The sequence below is a fragment of the Mesorhizobium sp. M0862 genome (assembly GCF_040319795.1).
GTDB lineage: Bacteria > Pseudomonadota > Alphaproteobacteria > Rhizobiales > Rhizobiaceae > Mesorhizobium.
Genome location: NZ_JAMYOJ010000003.1, coordinates 150354 through 170739 on the forward strand (window position 1 = coordinate 150354; position 20386 = coordinate 170739).

At 63.1% G+C, this 20386-nt stretch carries 16 protein-coding genes; 8 read left to right on the forward strand and 8 right to left on the reverse strand.

Translation table 11 applies throughout. The features are described from left to right. Window positions 1–17: 17 nt before the first annotated feature. From ggt to NKI15_RS05760, 3 genes are all read right to left on the reverse strand, one after another. Window positions 18–1757, reverse strand: coding sequence for a gamma-glutamyltransferase (ggt, locus tag NKI15_RS05750; protein ID WP_352514540.1), 1740 nt, complete (start codon window positions 1755–1757; stop codon window positions 18–20). Window positions 1758–1897: 140 nt separating this feature from the next. Further along, complete coding sequence (rhaI, locus tag NKI15_RS05755) at window positions 1898–3190, reverse strand: L-rhamnose catabolism isomerase (protein WP_352514539.1); 1293 nt, start codon at window positions 3188–3190, stop codon at window positions 1898–1900. A 107-nt stretch (window positions 3191–3297) separates the two neighbouring features. After that, window positions 3298–5400 (reverse strand): bifunctional rhamnulose-1-phosphate aldolase/short-chain dehydrogenase, encoded by a 2103-nt coding sequence (locus tag NKI15_RS05760; RefSeq protein WP_352514538.1) that lies wholly within the window; start codon window positions 5398–5400, stop codon window positions 3298–3300. Between the two features lie 183 nt (window positions 5401–5583). Here NKI15_RS05760 and NKI15_RS05765 point away from each other — a divergent pair, with 183 nt between their 5' ends. From NKI15_RS05765 to NKI15_RS05795, 7 genes are all read left to right on the forward strand, one after another. After that, window positions 5584–6387, forward strand: a complete 804-nt coding sequence (locus NKI15_RS05765) for a DeoR/GlpR family DNA-binding transcription regulator (protein ID WP_023750008.1) — start codon at window positions 5584–5586, stop codon at window positions 6385–6387. Window positions 6388–6435: 48 nt separating this feature from the next. After that, the gene (gene rhaS / locus NKI15_RS05770; RefSeq protein ID WP_352514537.1) at window positions 6436–7431 is read left to right on the forward strand and encodes a rhamnose ABC transporter substrate-binding protein; all 996 of its coding nucleotides are present in this window, start codon (window positions 6436–6438) and stop codon (window positions 7429–7431) included. Between the two features lie 85 nt (window positions 7432–7516). Then, window positions 7517–9058 (forward strand): sugar ABC transporter ATP-binding protein, encoded by a 1542-nt coding sequence (locus NKI15_RS05775; protein WP_352885817.1) that lies wholly within the window; start codon window positions 7517–7519, stop codon window positions 9056–9058. Continuing rightward, on the forward strand, window positions 9055–10032 hold the full coding sequence (locus NKI15_RS05780) for an ABC transporter permease (RefSeq protein ID WP_023681925.1): 978 nt from the start codon (window positions 9055–9057) through the stop codon (window positions 10030–10032). Before NKI15_RS05775 ends, NKI15_RS05780 begins: the two co-directional genes overlap by 4 nt. Next, entirely contained in the window at window positions 10029–11024 is a 996-nt protein-coding gene (locus NKI15_RS05785) for an ABC transporter permease (RefSeq protein ID WP_023750005.1), read from the forward strand. The genes NKI15_RS05780 and NKI15_RS05785 overlap by 4 nt, the downstream gene beginning before the upstream one ends. Then, window positions 11024–11341 carry an L-rhamnose mutarotase gene (gene rhaM, locus NKI15_RS05790; protein WP_023681927.1) on the forward strand — a complete coding sequence of 106 codons (318 nt, stop codon included), beginning with the start codon at window positions 11024–11026 and terminating at the stop codon, window positions 11339–11341. Before NKI15_RS05785 ends, rhaM begins: the two co-directional genes overlap by 1 nt. Further along, a complete protein-coding gene (locus NKI15_RS05795; RefSeq protein WP_023732399.1) occupies window positions 11338–12714 on the forward strand; it encodes an FGGY-family carbohydrate kinase in 1377 nt (458 codons plus the stop codon). The genes rhaM and NKI15_RS05795 overlap by 4 nt, the downstream gene beginning before the upstream one ends. Here NKI15_RS05795 and NKI15_RS05800 read toward each other — a convergent pair whose 3' ends face one another. From NKI15_RS05800 to galE, 3 genes are all read right to left on the reverse strand, one after another. Next, window positions 12715–14541 (reverse strand): alanine racemase, encoded by a 1827-nt coding sequence (locus NKI15_RS05800; protein ID WP_023732400.1) that lies wholly within the window; start codon window positions 14539–14541, stop codon window positions 12715–12717. Window positions 14542–14544: 3 nt separating this feature from the next. Continuing rightward, complete coding sequence (locus tag NKI15_RS05805) at window positions 14545–15795, reverse strand: D-amino acid dehydrogenase (RefSeq protein WP_023746703.1); 1251 nt, start codon at window positions 15793–15795, stop codon at window positions 14545–14547. A 97-nt stretch (window positions 15796–15892) separates the two neighbouring features. Continuing rightward, complete coding sequence (gene galE / locus NKI15_RS05810) at window positions 15893–16888, reverse strand: UDP-glucose 4-epimerase GalE (RefSeq protein WP_023669652.1); 996 nt, start codon at window positions 16886–16888, stop codon at window positions 15893–15895. Window positions 16889–17167: 279 nt separating this feature from the next. Between galE and hemA the strand changes: the two genes are divergently transcribed. After that, window positions 17168–18445 carry a 5-aminolevulinate synthase gene (hemA, locus tag NKI15_RS05815; protein ID WP_023746702.1) on the forward strand — a complete coding sequence of 426 codons (1278 nt, stop codon included), beginning with the start codon at window positions 17168–17170 and terminating at the stop codon, window positions 18443–18445. A gap of 18 nt (window positions 18446–18463) precedes the next feature. Here the strand turns inward: hemA and NKI15_RS05820 are convergent, their stop codons facing one another. Together NKI15_RS05820 and mscL are read right to left on the reverse strand one after the other, a co-directional pair. Continuing rightward, window positions 18464–19630: a pyridoxal phosphate-dependent aminotransferase gene (locus tag NKI15_RS05820; protein WP_023746701.1), complete on the reverse strand. Its 1167-nt coding sequence runs from the start codon at window positions 19628–19630 to the stop codon at window positions 18464–18466. Between the two features lie 158 nt (window positions 19631–19788). Continuing rightward, the gene (gene mscL, locus NKI15_RS05825; protein ID WP_023681933.1) at window positions 19789–20208 is read right to left on the reverse strand and encodes a large conductance mechanosensitive channel protein MscL; all 420 of its coding nucleotides are present in this window, start codon (window positions 20206–20208) and stop codon (window positions 19789–19791) included. Window positions 20209–20386 lie beyond the last annotated feature (178 nt).

The following is a 20386-nucleotide window of genomic DNA, read 5'->3' on the forward strand; positions in this document are numbered from 1 at the left end:
TCAATCTCTTGTTTTGATCAGTAGCCAATCGCCTCGCCGGATGCGGCGCGGCTGTCGATGGCGCCGTTGTAGCGGGCGCCGCCGCCCTTCTCGATTTCCGCCAGGCTCTTGCCGCCGACAAGAATGCCGGCCGCCTGACCCCAGGTAGAATCCGCGAGATCGAGGTGGTAGCCCATGCCGGCCAGCAGTTTTTCAGTGTCGGGCGACAGGCCGAACGGTTCGACATAGATCGTGTCGGGCAGCCATTGATGGTGGATGCGCGATGCGTCGATCGCCTCCTGGATGTTCATGCCGTGGTCGATGACGTTGACGATGGCTTCCAGCGTGATGGTGATGATGCGCGAGCCGCCGGGGCTGCCGATAACCATGAACGGCTTGCCGTCCTTGGCGACGATGGTCGGGCTCATCGAAGACAGCGGCGTCTTCTTCGGCTGGATGGCATTCGCCTCTCCCTGGACGAGACCGTAGAGGTTGGGCACGCCGGGCTTCTGGGTGAAATCATCCATCTCGTTGTTGAGCAGGATGCCGGTGCCGTCGGCGACCACGCCGGCGCCGAACGAACCGTTCAGCGTATAGGTGACCGCGACCGCATTGCCGTCATCGTCGATGATTGAATAGTGCGTCGTTTCCTTCGACTCGCCGAAGCCCTTCGGCATCAAATCCTGCGAGACGCCGGCGCGGAACGGGTCGATCTTGTCGCGGATCTCCTTGGCGTAACCCTTGTCGAGCAGTTTCGAGACCGGATTGTCGACGAAATCGGGATCGCCGAGCGCCGAGTTGCGGTCCACATAGGCGTAACGCATCGCCTCGACCATGACATGTACCGTCTCGGCCGAGCCGGCGCCGAGATAGGACAGCGGGTAGCCCTCCAGCACGTTGAGGATTTCGCAGATGATAACGCCGCCGGAGCTTGGCGGCGGCGAGGACGTGATCTCATAGCCGCGATAGGTGCAGCTCACCGGTTGCAGCTCGCGTACCTTATATTGCTCGAAGTCTGCCTTGGCCAGAATGCCGCCCCTGGCGCCGCTCGCCTTGACGATGGCGTCGGCGATGGCGCCTTTGTAGAAGGCGTCGGCGCCTTTTTCGGAGATGGCGGCGAGCGAGGCTGCAAGATCGGGCTGGAGGAGACGCTCGCCGGCGCCATAGGGTTTGCCGTCCGGCTTCAGGAAGATGGCGGCGGCGGCGGGGTCCTTCGCCAGCCGTGCGGCATTGCTTGCGAATGAAGCAGCGTCGCCCTGGTCGAGGATGAAGCCATCCTTGGCATAGGCAATTGCCGGCGCCATCAAATCCTGGCGTGGCAGCGTGCCATATTTTTCACGAGCCATCTCGAACCCTGCCACGGAACCCGGTACGCCGACCGCAAGGTAGCCATCAAGGCTGGCGCCCTTCACCGGATTGCCGTCCTTGTCGAGATACATGATCTTGGTTGCCGCCAGCGGCGCGCGCTCGCGGAAATCGAGGAAGGTCGATTTGCCGTCCTTGAAGCGGATGGTCATGAACCCGCCACCGCCGATATTGCCGGCATTAGGGTAGACGACGGCGAGCGCATAGCCGACGGCGACCGCCGCATCGACGGCATTGCCGCCCTTCTTCAGCACCTCGACGCCGGCTTCCGACGCCAGATGCTGGGCGGTGACGACCATGCCGTGCTCGCCCTTCGCCGGTTGAGGCGAGGCGGCATGGAGCGCGCCGGATGGCGCGAGCGCAATTGCGAGCGAAAGGGTGACGCCAATCAGCGTCCGGCGGGTCAAGGGCATGGCGGTGCTCCAAGTGCGGTGTGCCTAGAAGAGCTACATGGAGCGGCCGAGTCCATCATCAATATGAGCGAACACATATTGGTGTTCGCCTGCCGGCGGAGGCAAGCTGATCTCCCCCCTGTGGTGGAGATTAGCCAATCTCAAACAATCCCGCCTGAACCGCCCACAACCGCCGGCCGTTCCGTCGCGACCTTCGCCCGGTAGCCCGCCGCGCGATATGCGGCGACTGGATCGATGGCGCCGCCTGTGTTCAGCCGCGCCATGGCAAGGATCGGCTCGACATCGGTGCGGTAGGCAGCTTTCAGCGTCTGCGTCGCCATCAGCGCATCATTGCCGTCCTGGAAACCCTCGAGCGCCTTGCGGTCGACCAGCAGCGCCTGCGCATAGGCGCGCTGCACCTCGAGGGCCGACAGCATCAGGCTTTCGATCGGGTCGGTGACGTTGTGGCTCTGGTCGAGCATGTGGGCGGGATCGAAACCCTCGGCGCCGGAAAGCTCTGCATCAACCAGTTCGTTGAAGACCAGGAACAGCCGATAGGGATCGATCGAGCCGGCATCGAGATCGTCGTCGCCATACTTCGAATCGTTGAAATGGAAGCCGCCCAGTTTCTTGAACTGGATCAGCCGCGACACGATCATCTCGATGTTGACATTGGGCGCATGGTGGCCCAGGTCGACCAGGCAGAACGCCTTGTCGCCCAGCTCCTTGGCGATCATGTAATTGGTGCCCCAGTCCTGCACGACCGTGGAGTAGAAAGCCGGCTCGTACATTTTGTGTTCGGTGAACAGTTTCCAGTCGGCGGGCAGTCCGGCATAGATCTCCTTCATGGCGTCGAGATAGCGCTCGAAGGCTTTGGCGAAATTGACCTGGCCGGGGAAATTCGAGCCGTCGCCGATCCACACTGTCAGCGCCCTGGACCCCAGCGTCTTGCCGATCTCGATGCATTCGAGATTATGCTCGACGGCCTGGCGGCGCGTGCCGGCATCGGCATGCGAAAGCGAGCCGAATTTGTAGGAGAGCGTCTGATCCCTGGCATCCGAAAAGGTGTTGGAGTTCATGGCGTCGAAGCCGAGGCCGAAGCGCGAGGCGGCCTGCTTCAGCCGGTTCGGATCGGCCTTGTCCCACGGGATGTGCAACGAGACCGTCGGTGTCGCCTGCGTCAGTTGGCTGATGACGGCGCAGTCCTCGATCTTGTCGAAAATGTCGCGCGGCTCGCCGGCGCCGGGAAAGCGGGCAAAGCGTGTGCCGCCGGTGCCGACGCCCCAGGACGGAATGGCGACGGCGAATTTCTCGACCTTGCCGCGGATGGCGTCGATGGCGATGCCGCGACGGTCGAGGCGTTCCCCGAGCGAGGCGTAGTCGCGTTCGAGGTCGGGTTTGCGCTGGGCGTTGTGGCTGGAGACGAGATCGGCGGCGATGATGGTTCCGGACAAGTGCTATTCCTCCCAATGCGTTCAGTCAGCGCTGCCCCTCATCCGGCCCTTCGGGCCACCTTCTCCCCGTATAGTGACGGGGAGAAGAGAAGCGCTCCGCCCTTAACTCAGCGCGTAAAGCTCTGCGCGTTGCCGGCGTCGACGTTGATGATGTTGCCGGTGGATTTGGCCGACATGTCGGACGCCAGGAAATAAATCGCTTCGGCAATGTCTTCCGGAAACACCGAGCGCTTCAGCATCGAGCGCGAGCGGTAGTGTTCTTCCAGATCGTCGGTCGACATCTTGTAGGCGGCGGCGCGCTGTTCCTTCCACTCGCCGGTCCAGATCTTCGAACCGCGCAACACGGCGTCCGGATTGACGACGTTGACGCGGATCTGGGCTTCCGCGCCTTCCAGCGCCAGGCAGCGGGCGAGATGGATTTCGGCCGCCTTGGCGGTGCAATAGGCGGCGGCGTTGGGTGACGCGGCAAGGCCGTTCTTGGAGGCGACGAAGACGACATTGCCGCCGATCTTCTGGGCGCGAAACAGCCGGAAGGCTTCGCGCGAGACCAGGAAATAGCCGGTCGACAATATGTCCATGTTCTTGTTCCACAGCGCCAGCGTCGTCTCCTCGATCGGCGCCGAGGAGGCGAGGCCTGCGTTGGAGACGAGAATATCAATGCCGCCGAACTCGACGGCTGTCTGGGCGAAGCCGGAAATCACCTGCTCCTCCGCGGTGACGTTGATCAGCACCGGCCGGACGAAGTCCTTGCCATAGGCTTTCGCCAGTTCGTCATTGGCGCTGGCAAGTGCGGCCTCGTCGATATCGGCCAGCACGACGCAGGCGCCTTCGCGCAGCAGCCGGCTGGCGGTGGCGCGGCCGATGCCGCCGGCGCCGCCGGTGACCAGCGCGATTTGGCCGGCGAGCGACTTCGGCTTCGGCATGCGCTGCAGCTTCAAATCCTCGAGCAGCCAGTATTCGATGTCGAAGGCCTCCTGCGCCGGCAGGCCGACATAGGACGAAACGGTCGAGGCGCCGCGCATGACGTTGATGGCGTTGACGTAGAATTCGCCAGAGATGCGGGCGGTGGCCTTGTCGCCGGCGAAGGTGAACATGCCGACGCCGGGCATCAGGTAGACCACGGCGTTGGGATCGCGGATCGGGGGCGAGTCCGGATGCTTGCAGCTGTCGTAATAGGCCTGGTAGCCGACACGGTACTCAGCGATATCGTCGGCGAGGCGCGCAATCACGGCTTCGACGTCGGGCTTCGCTGGGTCGAACTCGATAACCAGCGGGCGGATTTTTGTGCGCAGGAAATGATCCGGGCATGAGGTACCGAGTGCCGCCAGCGGGCGCAAATCCCTGGAGTTGACGAATTCGAGCACGGCGGCGGAATCGTCGAAATGGCCGAGCTTGTGGCTCTTCTCCGAAATCAGGCCGCGGATCCTCGGCATCAGTCTCGCCGCGATGGCGCGGCGCTCAGCGGCGTCTAGCGATTTGACGACTTCGCCGCCGAAGATGGCGAAACCCTCGGAGCGGCGCTCGAACCATTCGATCGCCTGGTTGATGACCGAAATGGTCGTTTCGTAGCACTCCTTGGGTGTGTCGCCCCAGGTGAACAAGCCGTGGCTTTCGAGGATGACGCCCTTGGCCTCGGGGTGTTCGACGCAGAATTTCTCAAGCCACAGGCCAAGTTCGAAGCCCGGCCGCTTCCATGGCAGCCAGCCGATGGCGTCGCCGAAGATTTCCTTGGTCAGCGCCTTGGAATCCTTGGCCGCGGCAATCGCGATAATGGCATCGGGATGCATGTGATCGACGAACGCCTTCGGCACATAGGCGTGCAGCGGCGTGTCGATCGAGGCCGCGCGTGGATTAAGGTTGAAGGTGCAGTGGGGAAGATAGCCCACCATCTCGTCCTCATGCGCGACGCCGCGATAAAGGCCTTTCAGCGCCTGCAGTTTGTCCATGTAAAGCGTGGCGAAACCGTCCAGCTTGATCGAGGCGCTGTCGCCGCCCGAGCCCTTGACCCATAGCACTTCGACTTCGGCGCCGGAGAGCGGGTCCTTCTGCCGGATCTTGGACGAGGTGTTGCCGCCGCCATAATTGGTGACACGCTTGTCGGAGCCGAGCGTGTTGGAGCGATAGACCAGAAGCTCAGGCTCGCTCAGCCCCTTGGCTTTCGCATCGTCCCAAAGGTTGGCAAGGCGCGAGCCGGAGCGCTTGTCGAGCATGATTATCCTCCCTGGGACGCAAAAGGCGCGGTCCATTTTGCCGGAAATGTCTACGCAAGCATCTCGGTTGTCAATCATAAACGATCAAGATCGATCATATTGCACTGCACAATGAAATTATATGAGCGGAAATGATTGACACTGGTGGTTTTCTAGTGCCTCATGACCATGCAGGGAGGAACCATGCACGAAAAAGAGCGCCACAGGATCATTCTGTCCGCCGTCCAGGAAAAGCCTGTGGTGACGGTGCAGGAGATGGTCGACCTGACGGACTCCTCCGAGGCGACGATCCGGCGCGATATCGCGGCTCTTCATGTGCAAAAGCGCCTGCGCCGCGTGCGGGGCGGCGCCGAAGCGATCTCGCCACCGCAGTTCATCGGCCTCGCCGGCCGGCCCTTTTCCGTCAACGAAACGCTCAATGCTTCGCAGAAGCGCGCGATTGCGCGCGAAGCGGTGGAGTTGTGCAAGGACGGCGAGCCGATCATCATCAATGGCGGCACCACCACCTTCCAGATGGTGCATTTCCTGACCGGACGCCGCATGCCGATCTTCACCAATTCGTTCCCCATCGCCGAGCACCTGCTCAAGCATTCGAAGAACACCGTCATGCTGTCGGGCGGCACCATCTACCGCGAGCAGAACATCATCCTCTCGCCCTTCGACAATGACGTGACGCGCAATTTCTACGCGCGCCGCATGTTCATGGGCGCTCAAGGGCTGGGGCCACTTGGCCTGATGGAAGGCGACCCGCTGCTGATCCAGGCGGAGCAGAAACTGATCGACCAGGCCGACGAACTGGTGGTGCTGGTCGACTCATCGAAATTCCGCCAGCGCTCGAGCCTGATCCTGTGCGGGCTGAAGCGCATCGCCGCCGTCATTACCGATGACGGCATCGAGGATCGCGAAGCCAACATGCTGGAGGCCGCGGGTGTGACGCTGATCGTCGCCCGCAAGTCGGCAAAGGAAGAATCCTCGCTGCAGGCCTGAGGCCAACCGCAGCGACGATGGAATGCAACGCTCAAGGGAGGAAATACGATGAGCTTTCTGAAGAAATTGATGGTGACGGCCGCGTTCTCGGCCGCCATGTTCGTGAATGCCGCTTATGCCGAGAACGTCAAGATCGCGCTGGTGGTGAAGTCGCTCGGCAACGGCTTCTTCGACGCCGCCAACAAGGGCGCCGAAGAGGCGGCCAAGGAACTCGGCGATGTCGACATCATCTACACCGGCCCGACCAAGGCGACCGCCGAAGCGCAGATCGAAGTGGTCAATTCGCTGATCGCGCAGAAGGTCAACGCGATTGCGATTTCGGCCAATGACGCTGACGCGCTGGTGCCGGTGCTGAAGAAGGCCATGGAGCGCGGCATCACCGTCATCTCGTGGGATTCGGGCGTCGCCAAGGAAGGCCGCCAGCTGCATCTCAACCCGTCCGACACCGGCCTGATCGGCGAGACCATCATCAAGCTGGCCGCCGACTATCTGCCGGAAGGCGGCGAAGTCGCCATTCTGTCGGCTTCGTCGACCGCGACCAACCAGAACGCCTGGATCGACGCGGCCAAGAAGATCCTGCCGGAGAAATTCCCCAAGATCAAACTCGTCGCCACCGTCTATGGCGATGACGATTCGGCCAAGAGCACCGACGAAGCCAAGGGCCTGCTGAAATCCTATCCGAACCTCAAGGCGATCATCGCGCCGACCACCGTCGGCGTCGTTGCCGCTGCCCAGGTCGTCACCGACGCGAATCTGATCGGCAAGGTCAATGTCACGGGTCTGGCGCTGCCGTCGGAGTTCAAGAAGTTCATCGACAACGGTTCCAGCCATGCGGTTGCCCTCTGGAATCCGATCGACCTCGGCTACTCCGCCGTCTACCTCGCTCATGATCTGGCGGTGAAGAAGGAAGAGGCAAAGCCGGGCGCAACGCTGTCGATCGGCCGCGTCGGCAAGGTCACGCTCGATGACAGCAACTCGGCTGCGATGGCTCCGCCCTTCCAGTTCGACAAGTCCAACATCGAAAAGTTCTCCAAGATCTATTGATCTCGGACGTCTCGGACCAAGCGCGGCGGGACCCAAAATCCCGCCGCGACTTTAAACGGACCTTGTTTCAGGGCTTGATACGGATATGGACACGACAGCCCAGCACGGCATTGCGAAGGAGGAGCCCACGGGTCCTGCCCCGCGCCTGACGCTGTCCGGCGTTTCCAAAAGCTTTCCCGGCGTGCGCGCGCTGCACAATGTCAGCCTGTCGCTTTACCCCGGCCAGGTTACGGCGCTGATCGGTGAAAACGGTGCCGGCAAGTCGACGCTGGTCAAGATCATGACCGGCATCTACCAGCCCGACGCCGGCACGATCAGCATTGACGGCCAGGCCGTCACCCTGCCCAGCGCGGATGCCGCCTTCGGCCACGGCGTCACTGCCATTCATCAGGAAACCGTGCTGTTCGACGATCTGAGCGTCGCCGAAAACATTTTTCTCGGCCATGCGCCGCGCACGCGGCTAGGCACCATCGACTGGCGCACCATGCGAAAACACGCGCGCGAAGTGCTCGACACCATGCATGCCGGCCATATCGACGCCGATGCGCGGCTGAAAGACCTCGGCATCGCCAACAAGCATCTGGTAGCGGTTGCTCGCGCGATGTCGATCGATGCGCAGATCGTCATCATGGATGAGCCGACCGCAGCCCTTTCGATGAAGGAGATCGAGGAGCTTTTCCTGCTGATCGAATTCCTCAAGGAGGAAGGCAAGGCGATCCTGTTCATCAGCCACAAGTTCGACGAGATCTATCGGATCGCCGATCGCTACACCGTGTTCCGCGACGGCGAGATGGTTGGCGAGGGCCTTATCAAGGATACCGGCCAGAGCCAGATCGTGCGCATGATGGTCGGCCGCTCGGTCGATCACATCTTTCCGCAACGCAAGGCCGAGATCGGCGCGCCGGTGCTGTCGGTCGCTCGCCTTTCGCACCCGACCGAATTCAACGACATCGGCTTCGAACTGCACAAGGGCGAGATCCTCGGTTTCTACGGCCTTGTCGGCGCCGGGCGGTCAGAGGTGATGCAGGCGGTTTCAGGCATCACCCGCATATCGGGCGGCACGATAACGCTGGAAGGTAAGGTGATCACGCCGAAATCGGCGGCGGATTCCATCGAAGCCGGCATCGTCTACGTGCCGGAGGAACGCGGCAAGCAGGGCGTGGTGATCGGCCTGCCGATCTTCCAAAACGTCTCGCTTCCCTCGCTCAAGCGCACCTCCAAATCCGGCCTGCTGCGATTGTCGGAAGAATTCGCGCTCGCCCGCTCCTACACCGAGCGGCTAGACCTGCGCGCCTCGTCGCTGAGCCAGGATGTCGGCACGCTGTCGGGCGGCAACCAGCAGAAGATCGTCATCGCCAAATGGCTGGCGACAGCGCCCAAGGTGATCATCCTGGACGAGCCGACCAAGGGCATCGACATCGGCTCCAAGGCCGCCGTGCACGGCTTCATGGCGGAGCTCGTCGCGCAGGGCCTGTCGGTGATCATGGTGTCGTCGGAACTGCCGGAGATTCTGGGCATGTCCGACCGCGTCGTCGTCATGCGCGAAGGGCTGGTTGCGGCGGTCTACGATAATAAGGGGCTGGACGCCGAAACGCTGGTCCGGACGGCAGCGGGGATCGCGGCATGAAGGCTCTCCTGAAATTCCGCGAGATCTGGCTGGCAGCGGCGATCGTCGTTTTGATTGCTCTGATCTCGACGCGCTTCCCGGCCTTTGCCGACCCCGGCAATCTCGCCCAGGTGTTCAACGACACCTCGATCCTGATGATCCTGGCGCTGGGACAGATGGTCGTCATCCTGACCCGCTCGATCGACCTGTCGATGGCCTCCAACCTGTGCTTCACCGGCATGGTGGTGGCGATGCTGAACGCCGCGCATCCGGCGATCCCGATCCCGCTGCTGATCGTCATTGCGCTGGCCGTCGGACTGGTGCTCGGCGCCATCAACGGCCTGCTGGTGTGGCGGCTGAACATCCCTTCGATCGTGGTGACATTGGGCACGCTCACCATCTATCGCGGCGCCACCTTCGTCCTCTCCGGCGGCGCCTGGGTCAATGCCGACAAGATGAGCCCGGACTTCATCGGCTTCCAGCGCGCAGCTTTCCTGGGCATTCCGGTTCTGTCCTGGATCGCCATACTGGTCATCGCGCTGTTCTTCGTGGTGATGACGCGAACCGCGCTTGGCCGTTCGATCTATGCCATCGGCGTCAACCCGACGGCGTCGGTCTATGCCGGCATCGATGTCGGCCGAACCAAATTCATCGTCTTCTGCATTTCCGGCATGATCGGCGGGCTCGCCGGTTATCTCTGGATTTCTCGTTATGTCATCGCCTCGGTCGAGGTCGCCAATGGCTATGAACTCAATATCATCGCCGCCTGCGTCATCGGCGGCATTTCGATTGCCGGCGGCATCGGCTCGGTCGGGGGCGCGGTGTTAGGGGCGCTGTTCCTCGGCATCATCTCCAACGCACTGCCGGTGATCAACATCTCGCCCTTCTGGCAGATGGCGATTTCAGGCAGCGCCATCATCCTGGCCGTCGTGCTCAACGCGCGCGGCGAACGCCAGCAGGGGCGGATCATTCTGAGGAAGGCGGAGGCGGCATGACCGACACCCCCGCCCCGCGCCACATTCCAGACCGGCTCGACAAGCCGCTCTCTTCAGCGATCTTTTCCTGGGAAGCGCTGCTGGTCGTCGTGGCGGTCGCCATCTTCGCCATCAACAGTTTCGCATCGCCCTATTTCCTCGATGCCTATTCGCTGTCGGACCTGACCTTCAATTTCACCGAGAAAGGCCTGATCGCCTTCGCCATGGCGCTGCTGATCATTTCGGGCGAGATCGACCTGTCGGTCGCCGCCATCATCGCGCTCGCCTCGACCATGATGGGCATGGCGGTACAGGCCGGCGCCGACACGCCGGTGCTGGTGGCTATCGGCATCGTCGTCGGGCTCGGTTGCGGCGCCTTCAACGGCCTGTTGGTGACGAGGCTCGGCCTGCCGTCCATCGTCGTTACCATCGGCACGATGAGCCTGTTTCGCGGCATTGCCTTCATCATCCTCGGTGACCAGGCCTACAAGGGCTATCCCGAGAGTTTTGCTTTCTTCGGCCAGGGCTATGTCTGGTGGGTGGTGTCGTTCGAACTGGTGCTCTTCCTCATCGCGGCCGTCGCCTACTGGTTCCTGCTGCATCGCACCAGCTTCGGCCGCCGTGTCTTTGCCATCGGCAACAATCCGGTCGCGGCACAGTTTTCCGGCGTTCGTGTCGGCCGCATCAAATTCATCCTGTTTTGCCTGACAGGGCTGATGGCCGGCATCGCCTCGGTGCTGATCACCTCGCGGCTCGGCTCGACGCGACCGTCCATCGCGCAGGGTTACGAGCTCGAAGTCATCACCATGGTGGTGCTCGGCGGCGTCAGCATTCTGGGCGGCTCCGGCAGCATTTTAGGCGTCGTGCTCGCCGCCTTCATCATGGGGCTGGTGACCTTCGGCCTCGGCCTGCTCAACGTGCCCGGCATCGTCATGTCGATCTTCATCGGCCTGCTCTTGATCGTCGTCATCGCGCTGCCGATCGTCTGGCGGCGGCTGCGTGGTAACGGCTGATGCCTGAGAAATACGCCTTCAAGATGCAGCTCAAACCCGGCATGAAAGCCGAGTACAAAAAGCGCCACGATGAGATCTGGCCGTCGCTGGTGGCGCTGCTGAGAGAGGCCGGCGTCGCCGATTATTCGATCCATCTCGATGAAGACACCAACATCCTGTTCGGCGTGCTGTGGCGGCGCGACGACCATGGCATGGCCGACCTGCCGAAGCACCCGGTGATGCAGCGCTGGTGGGCGCACATGGCCGACATCATGGAGACCAGGCCGGACAACCAACCGGTGGCCATCCCCCTGGAAACAATGTTCCATATGGCATGAGTGCGCTGCGCCACATCGCCGTCATCGACATCGGCAAGACCAACGCCAAGGTGGCGCTGGTCGATCTCGTCACGCTGAGCGAGGTGGGGTTGCGCCGCATGGCGAACGCGCCGCTGCGACAAGCGCCCTATCCGCATCACGATGTCGAGGCGCTGTGGACGTTTATCCTCAACAGCCTTGCCAGCCTCGACCGCGAACAGCGTATCGACGCGATTTCGATCACCACGCATGGTGCGACCGGCGTGCTGGTCGACGCCTCGGGCGAGCTGGTGCTGCCTGTCCTAGACTATGAGTTCGATGGCCCCGACAGGTTGGCGGCTGAGTATGATGCTGTTCGTCCGCCCTTCGCCGAAACCGGTACACCGCGCCTGCCGGTCGGTCTCAATCTCGGCGCGCAGTTATTCTGGCAGCAGAAGCGTTTTACGGTCGAGTTCGCCAGGGTCGCCGCGATGCTGATGTATCCGCAATACTGGGCCTTGCGCCTGACCGGCGTTGCCGCCAACGAGGTGACCTCGCTCGGCTGCCACACCGATCTGTGGAGCCCTTGGGAGGCGGACTTTTCCTCGATGGTCGACAGACTGGATTGGCGCAGGCTGATGGCGCCCGTGCGGCCGGCCAGGGACCAGCTCGGCCCGATCCTGCCGGCGCTTGCCGCGCGCACCGGGCTCGATCCGCAGACCCCGGTTTTCTGCGGACTGCACGATTCCAACGCCTCCCTATTGCCGCATCTTCTGTCCGACGAGCCGCCCTTCTCGGTCGTCTCGACCGGCACCTGGGTGGTATCGATGGCGGTCGGCGGCAGAGAGATTGCGCTCGATGCTGCGCGCGACACGCTGGTCAATGTCAGCGCGCTGGGCGACCCCGTGCCCTCGGCGCGTTTCATGGGTGGCCGTGAGTTTTCCCAGCTGACCAAGGACAAGCCGCAGGACTGCAGCGGCAGCGAGGTGCTGGCCGTTCTGACAAAAAAGATGCTGCTTTTGCCTTCTACCCAGCAGGGATCGGGACCGTTCCCGCACCATGCCGCGGCATGGCTTGGTGCCGAGGGCATCAGCAAAGGCGAGCGGTTCGCCGCCATCTCCTTCTATCTGGCGCTGATGACGGCGACCTGCCTTGAGCTGATCGGCGCCGACGGCCCGACCACCGTGGAAGGACCGTTTGCCCGCAACCGGCTCTTTGTCGGCATGCTGGCGGCAGCGACCGCGCGCATCGTCATCGCCTCCGAGGCGGCCACCGGCACCAGCATCGGCGCGGCACTGCTCGCATCCCATCAGTCAGTGACGCACGGCAAGGGCGAAAGAATTGAGCCGCAGACCGACCCGGTCTGGGCGGCCTATGTCACCGCGTGGCGCGCGGCAGTCGACGCGCAAGGCTGATCACAAAATCCGCTTGCCAAAGGCCGACATGACGAAGTTGACGGCGTCGGCGCCGATCCGCGGCTCCAGACCGGCGGTCAGCCCGGAAACATCCATCGACAGCAGACCGCCGGACAGCGAGATCGCCTCCATTGCCTGATGCGTCTCGCGCACCGTCAGCCCGCCCGAGCCCGCAGCCCAGCCGGTAAATTCGGTCGCCGTCGGCGAATAGCTGAGATGGAAGCCTTGCGTGCCCGAGGTGGCGATGCGGATCGCCTCGTGCATGAGGTCGCGCATGCCCATGGCGTCGATGTCGGTCATGGTGAAGGCCGAGACACGCGAATCCTTGAGCACCCTTGCCTCCGCCGGATCGGCATGGCGCAGGCCGACGATGACGACATTTTCCGGCGACAGCTGCGGCTGCAGTGCGCAGGGCTTGTGATCGAGGCCGAGCGCGCGGGCCAGCACCGAGACTTCAGGCATGTCTTTGGCCTCCTCGTCCTCGGGCATCAGGGCGGCGATGGAATCGATCCAGATCAGGCCGAAGGAATGCGTCGCGCGCGCCGTTGCGGTCAGCGCCTTGTGGGCGATACGGCGATCGGCGCCGGCAGCGAGCCGGATCAAGCCCGAGGGCGGCCGCTCGACGTCGGCGAGTTCGACCACGTCGAAATTCATCGCCTCCAGACGCGCGCCGGTTCCCTCGCGGGCGATAATCCCGCCGGCTTCCGGTTCGGCCGAGATCGACACCATCTTGCGGCCGGAGAAATCCGCGACGTCGTGCATCGGCGCCTTCTCGACATATTCCGAGGTCATCGCCAGAAGCATGGCGCCATACTTCATGCGGAAGGCGACACGGTCGCCGACGGTAGGTCGCGGATCGGCATCCTGCACATCGAGCAGCAGATGGTCGCTGGAAGCGCCGAGCACCCTCACTCCCTTGGCGATCGGCGTCAGCCCTTCGACCAGCACGTCCTCGCGGCCTATATTGGCGATGGCGCGCAGCCGGTCGCCCTCGTCGGCGAAGACCGGCTGGTTGCCGAAGGCGTCGTAGCCGGATGTGCCGATCGGCCGCGAAGGCTTGAGTTTGACCTCGATGATGTCGCTGGTCAGCCGGCAGGCATCGGGTTCGAGTTCGGGCCACGGCACGTCGCGAAAGGTTTCGACACCGCCTTGCAGGATCGCCTCGCCCACGCGCAGATTGTTGATGCCGGGCGGCAGCTTGCCTTCGAGCAGCAGCGTCAGCGACGACGAGGCGCCGCCGGAAATGAAGTCGAGGCTTTTGCCGGACAGGCGCTCGGTCTTGTAGGCATGGGCGACGAGTTGGCCAAGGTTCTCCGGCGTCGGCATTATGGCGCCGAAGCAGCCGAGATTGGTGCCGATGCCGGCGATGCGCACGCCCTTGAATTCCAGGATCTGCTCGACGGTGGGGATCAGGTCGCTTGGCCAGATGCCTTCGCGGAGATCGCCGAGATCGATCATCAGCATGATATCGTGGACGCGGCCCATGCGCTCGGCAATGCGCGATATCTCGCGGATGGTGGTCAGTTCCGACTGCAGGCTGATGTCGACGGTGCGCACGACCTCCTCGACGCGCGCCATGGGCGGGCTGCGCAGCAGCATGACCGGCGCATTGATGCCGCTGTCGCGCAGCCGCCGAATGTTCTCAAAACGCGATTCCGCGATGCCGGCAACACCGCCGCGCAGCATGGCCCGCGCCACCTGCGGCATGCCGCATGTGCCCTTGGTGACACCGAATACCTTGATATCAGACAATGCGCAGCGTTCGACGATGGTGCGGGCGTTGCGCTCGATGCGGCCAAGGTCGATAGCGACTTGCGGTCCCGACATCGCTCAGCTCCCGTAGACCAGCCCTTGGGGGTCGATCTCCGGCTTGCGGCCGGCGACGAGGTCGGCCAGGAACTTGCCCGAGCCGCAGGCCATGGTCCAGCCGACATGGCCGTGGCCGGTGTCGAGGTAAAGGTTCTTGTATTTCGCCTTGCCGATGACCGGCACCGAGTTGGGCATCATCGGCCGCAGACCTGCCCACAACAGCGCCTTCTTCTCGTCGAAAGCGCCGGGGAAAAGGTCTTTGCCGGTGCTCAGCATGGACTTGAAGTCGCTGGGCTTGAAGCTGCGGTCGAAGCCGGTGAACTCGGCTGTCGAGGACATGCGCAGGCGGTTTCCGAGCCTGGAGTAGCCAACCAGCCGGTCCTCGTCGGCGCCGCCCATGGTCGGTCCCTTGCTCTCGTCCTCCAGCGGGATGGTCGCGCTATAGCCTTTAACCGGATAGACGGGCAGGTCGATACCGTAGCGGCGACCGATCAGGCCGCTCTCGGGGCCCATGGCGATGACGACGGCGTCGCCCGTCACCGGGCCGGCCGATGTCATGACCGCACGCACCCAGTCGCCCTCTATGTCGAGCCCCTCGATCGTGGTGTCGAACAGGAATCTGACGCCAAGCTTTTCGGCCGCATAGGCGGCGAGCCCGTCGACGAATATCCTGGAATCCCCGGTCTGGTCGATCGGCGAATAAACGCCGCCGGCGATCTTTTCCTTCACGCCCGCGAGCCCGGGCTCAAGTTCGACCAGCCGGTCGCGGCCCACTATCTCGATCGGCAGGCCATGCTTCGCCAGAAACTGGTAGTTGTCGGTGCCGGTGTCGAGGCTGTGCTGCGAGCGGAAGAAATAAAGAATGCCCTTCTTGCGCTCGTCATAGTGGATGCCGGTGGCGTCGGAGAGCGCGTTGATGCAGTCGCGCGAATAGAGCGCCAGGCGCAGTTTGACCTGGCTGTTGGCGCGCAGGCGCTCCACCGTGCACTGGCGCAGGAAGCGCAGGCTCCAGGCGAGGAAATAGGGGTCGAAGCGCAGCCTGACCTTGATGCCGAGATCATGGTTCCAGAGAGCGCGCAGGAAGGTCTTCAGCGCCGCCGGCGAGGCCCAGGCGGTGGCGTCGCCCGGCGACACCAGACCGGCATTGGACTGGCTGGTGCCGCGCGCCGGCGCCGGATGGCGCTCGATCACGGTGACCTCATGGCCGTCGGCGGCCAGATAATAGGCGGCCGCGGTACCGACAACGCCGGCTCCAAGCACCGTTATCTTCATGCCACCCCCTCTTCGCGGCACAGCGCCTCCACGCCGCACCGCCATTGCTTCAATAGCGCTTCGCCGCGCGCCTTGCGAGCCCTCGGAAGTGCCCGGCTCAGCCCCGCGCGGAGTTCTTGCCGGTGAGGATACGCTCCCAGGCGAGTGCATCGGCGACGATCTGGTCGAGGTCGTCGCGTTGCGGGGTCCAGCCGAGTTCGGCGCGTGCAAGGTCCGAATTGGCAACCACGGCGGCGGCGTCGCCGGGGCGCCGGTCGCCCATCTTGACCTCGAAATCCCGGCCGAAGGCGCGCCGCACGCTGTCGATGACCTCGAGCACCGAATAGCCGTGGCTGTAGCCGCAATTGGCGACGAGGCTGCCGCCGCCGGCGCGCAGGCGCTGCAGCGCCAGCCGGTGCGCCGCAGCCAGGTCGCTGACATGGATATAATCGCGCATGCAGGTGCCGTCCGGCGTCGGATAATCGGTGCCGAACACCTGCATGAAGGGGCGTTTGCCGAGCGCGGTCTCGCAGGCGACCTTGATCAGATGCGTGGCGCCAGGCGTCGACTGCCCCGTCCGGCCCCTGGGATCGGCGCCGGCGACGTTGAAGTAGCGCAGCGCCGTGTAGCGCAAAGGATGCGCAAGCGCTGCATCGCGCAGCATCCATTCGCTCATCAGCTTGGACAGGCCGTAGGGCGATTCCGGCGCCAGGCGGGCATCCTCACGCACCGGCTCCAGGCCGGCGCCGCCATAGACGGCGGCGGTCGAGGAGAAGATGAAATGCGGCACGCCCTCGCGCACGGCGGTTTCGATCAGCGTGCGGGTCTTGGAGGTGTTGTTCTCGTAATAGGCGAGCGGATCGGCAACCGATTCCGGCACCACGATGGAACCGGCGAAGTGGATGATCGCGTCGACCTTGTTATCCCGGATGATCTGGCCGACCAATTCCCTATCGGCGACATCGCCGACGACCAGCTTGGCCTCCGGCGCCACCGCCCATTCGAAGCCCGTGGAAAGGCGGTCGAGAACGACGACGCTCTCGCCGGCATCCAGCAGTTCCCAGACCATGTGGCTGCCGATATAACCGGCGCCGCCCGTTACCAAAACCGTCATCCGTGTCCTCTTTTACTCATGATTTATCGGAAACTGTCTCAATCACCGCCTTACTGGAAAGCCTGCGGCAAGGCCATTAGAAACGCCTGAATGTTAAATCCGTAACAGTCTCACCGGCCTGTGGCATCGTACGGAAACAAAATTGATCCACATCAAGGGAATAGGCCACGATCCGGGGTCGTTAGGAACAGGCTTGGGGCGTGGCATTTTGACCAAAACGGCCCGGTGGACGACGAATGGGCCAACGATTATGATCCCGCGCAAAACTGGGAAGGCGACATGAACTATCAGCGGTTCTTTGAGGAAGCGATCGACCAGCTCCACGCCGAGCGGCGCTACCGGGTTTTCGCCGATCTCGAGCGCATTGTCGGCAAGTTTCCGCGCGCTATCTGGCGTTCCAACGGCCGCGCCGAGGAAATCACCGTCTGGTGCTCCAACGACTATCTCGGCATGGGCCAGAACCCCGATGTCATCGCCGCTTTCCAGAACGCGGCCGGCAAGATGGGTTCGGGCGCCGGCGGCACCCGCAACATTTCCGGCACCTCGAACGCGTTGGTCGAGCTCGAGCTGGAACTGGCCGACCTGCACGACAAGGAAGCGGCGCTGGTCTTCACCTCCGGCTTCGTCTCCAACGAAGCGTCGATCTCGACCATTGCGCGGCTTTTGCCCAACTGCCTGATCATTTCGGACGAGCTCAACCATGCCTCGATGATCGAAGGCGTGCGGCGCTCGGGCGCCGAAAAGAAGATCTTCCGTCACAATGACGTCGCGCATCTCGAAAGCCTGCTACAGGCGGCGGGCCGCGAACGCGCCAAGCTGATCGTGTTCGAGAGCGTCTATTCGATGGACGGCGACATTGCGCCAATCAAGCAGATCGTCGAACTGGCCGAACGCTACAACGCCATGACCTATATTGACGAGGTCCATGCCGTCGGCATGTACGGACCGCGCGGCGGCGGCATCACCGAGCGCGAGGGGCTTGCCGACCGCATCGATATCATCGAAGGCACGTTGGCCAAGGCGTTCGGCACGCTGGGCGGCTATATCGCCGGCAACAGCGCCATCATCGACGCGGTGCGCTCCTATGCGCCGGGCTTCATCTTCACCACGGCGCTGCCGCCGGCGATCGCCGCCGCCGCCACCACGTCCATCCGCCACCTCAAGCGGTCGCAAGCCGAGCGCGATGCGCAACAGCGCCAGGCGTCGCGGACCAAGGAGGTTCTGTCTGCAGCCGGCCTGCCGGTGATGGAATCGCCGACACACATCGTGCCGGTGCTGGTCGGTGACCCCGAACTCTGCAAGATGGCCAGCGACCGTCTGCTCGGCGTACACGGCATCTACATCCAGCCGATCAACTATCCGACCGTGCCGCGCGGCACCGAGCGGCTGCGCATCACCCCGACGCCGTTCCATACCGATGCGCTGATTGCGGGACTTCAGGACGCGCTGATCGAGACATGGGATGCGCTCGGCATTCCCTACGGCTCCGCCGGACGGCCCACTGTCGCCAAGAGCGACCGGATTGTGCCGCTGCTGGTGCCGAAGTCGGGCGGCTGAAGCCGCCGGCCATTTATCTCAAACCGTCCTCATCCATCCCGCCAAGCGATGTGCCGCTTCCTCGAGCTGGTCGAGGCGGCGGTGGAAGCACAGGCGCAAAAACGCCTCTCCGCCAGGGCCGAAGGCGGTGCCCGGCGCCAGGCCGACATTGGCCTTGTCGACGATGTCGAAAGCAGCCCGGTGCGGATCGGTGATGCCGTCGACCGTGAAAAACAAATAGAACGCGCCTTGCGGCACGGTGAAGCGCGCTTTGCCGGTTGCGCCGAGAATATCGCAGACCAGGTCGCGCGCTTTCCTGGCGCGCTCCACCTGCTCGACGATGAAGGCATCACCGTGGTCCAGCGCCGCGACGGCGCCGCGCTGCATGAACTGGGCGACGCCTGAGGTCGAATACTGGATCAGGTTCTCGAACACCTGCTGCAGCTCGGGATGGGTCTTGATCCAGCCGACGCGCCAGCCGGTCATCGCCCAGTTCTTGGAAAAGGAGTTGACGAACAGGATGCGGTCTTCCGCGGTCGAAATGTCGAGGAAGGACGGCGCACGGCCGTGGCCGTAGTGGAACAGCGAATAGATCTCGTCGGCGATGATCCACAGGCCCTTTTGGCGGGCGAGATTCAGGATCGCCTGCAGCGTTTCCTTATCGGCCGTCCAGCCGGTGGGGTTCGATGGCGTGTTGACGAACAGCGCCTTGGTGCGCGGCGTCACCGCAGCCGCAATCTTGTCGACATCGCAGGACCAGCCATTGCCCGACTGGTCGAGCGTGACCGCAACCGGGGTAGCGCCGGAAATACCGGCGGCGGCGGCGAAATTCGGCCAGGCCGGGGAGAGATAGACCACCTCGTCGCCGCTGCCGGCGACCGCGGCTAATGCCAACTGAATGGCATGCATGCCGGAACCGGTGGCGATGAATTCCTCTTCGGCGAAGCTCTTGCCGAAATGCCTGGCATAGTAGCGGGAAAGCGCTTGCCTCAGCTCCGGAATGCCTTTCTGCCAGGTGTAGAAGGTCTCGCCATTGGCGAGCCCCTTGGCGGCGGCTTCCGAAATGAAGGCAGGCGTCGGCAAATCGCCTTCACCGGCCCAGAGCGGGATCATGCCCTCGCGCGTACGGCCGTAATTGACGACGGCGACAATGCCGCTTTCGGGGGCGGCCACCGCTTCGGCGCGCAAGCTATCGATCAGGGTCATGAACAGGTCCGTTTTGATGTCTGCTTTGATGCATGTCATTATCCAGAACCGCTGCGCACTTATGGGCGACATGCATTGGCGGATGCTCTTAGCAGATGCGGCAACAGAAAACCCCGGCCGCGAACGACCGGGGTTTTGGTCCAGAAATCTGGCCTTGTCTATTTCCTGGCGAGGAGATCGCGAATTTCGGTGAGCAAAGCGACGTCGGCCGGTGGCGGAGCCGCAGGTGCGGCCGGCTTCTCCCGCTCGAGCCGCTTGCGCATGTTGTTCACGGCCTTGACCATCAGGAAGATGATGAAAGCCAGGATGACGAAATTCAGCGCCACGGTGATAAAATTGCCGTAGGCGAACACCGCGCCTTCCTTACGCGCGTCGGCAAGATTGGTCGAATGCACTGTTGATGAGAGGCCTATGAAGTAGTTGGAAAAGTCGACGCCACCAAGTGCGCCGATGAAAGGCATGATGATGTCATTGACAAGAGAATCGACGATCTTGCTGAAGGCCGCGCCGATGATGACGCCGACCGCAAGGTCCATCACATTTCCTTTGGAAATGAATTCCTGGAATTCTTTCAGCATTCGACCCTCCTTGTCATGACGGACCGCGCTGCCGCCGTCCCTCCGGCGTCGGCCCGTGCGCACCATAACAAAAACCTGCGGTTGCAACAGAAGCAAAAGCTGGAAAACACCGCTTTCTCCTTACCTTAGGTCACGGTTCGACAGGGCGGCGTCGCGGCCATGCGCCGAAAGCCGCGAT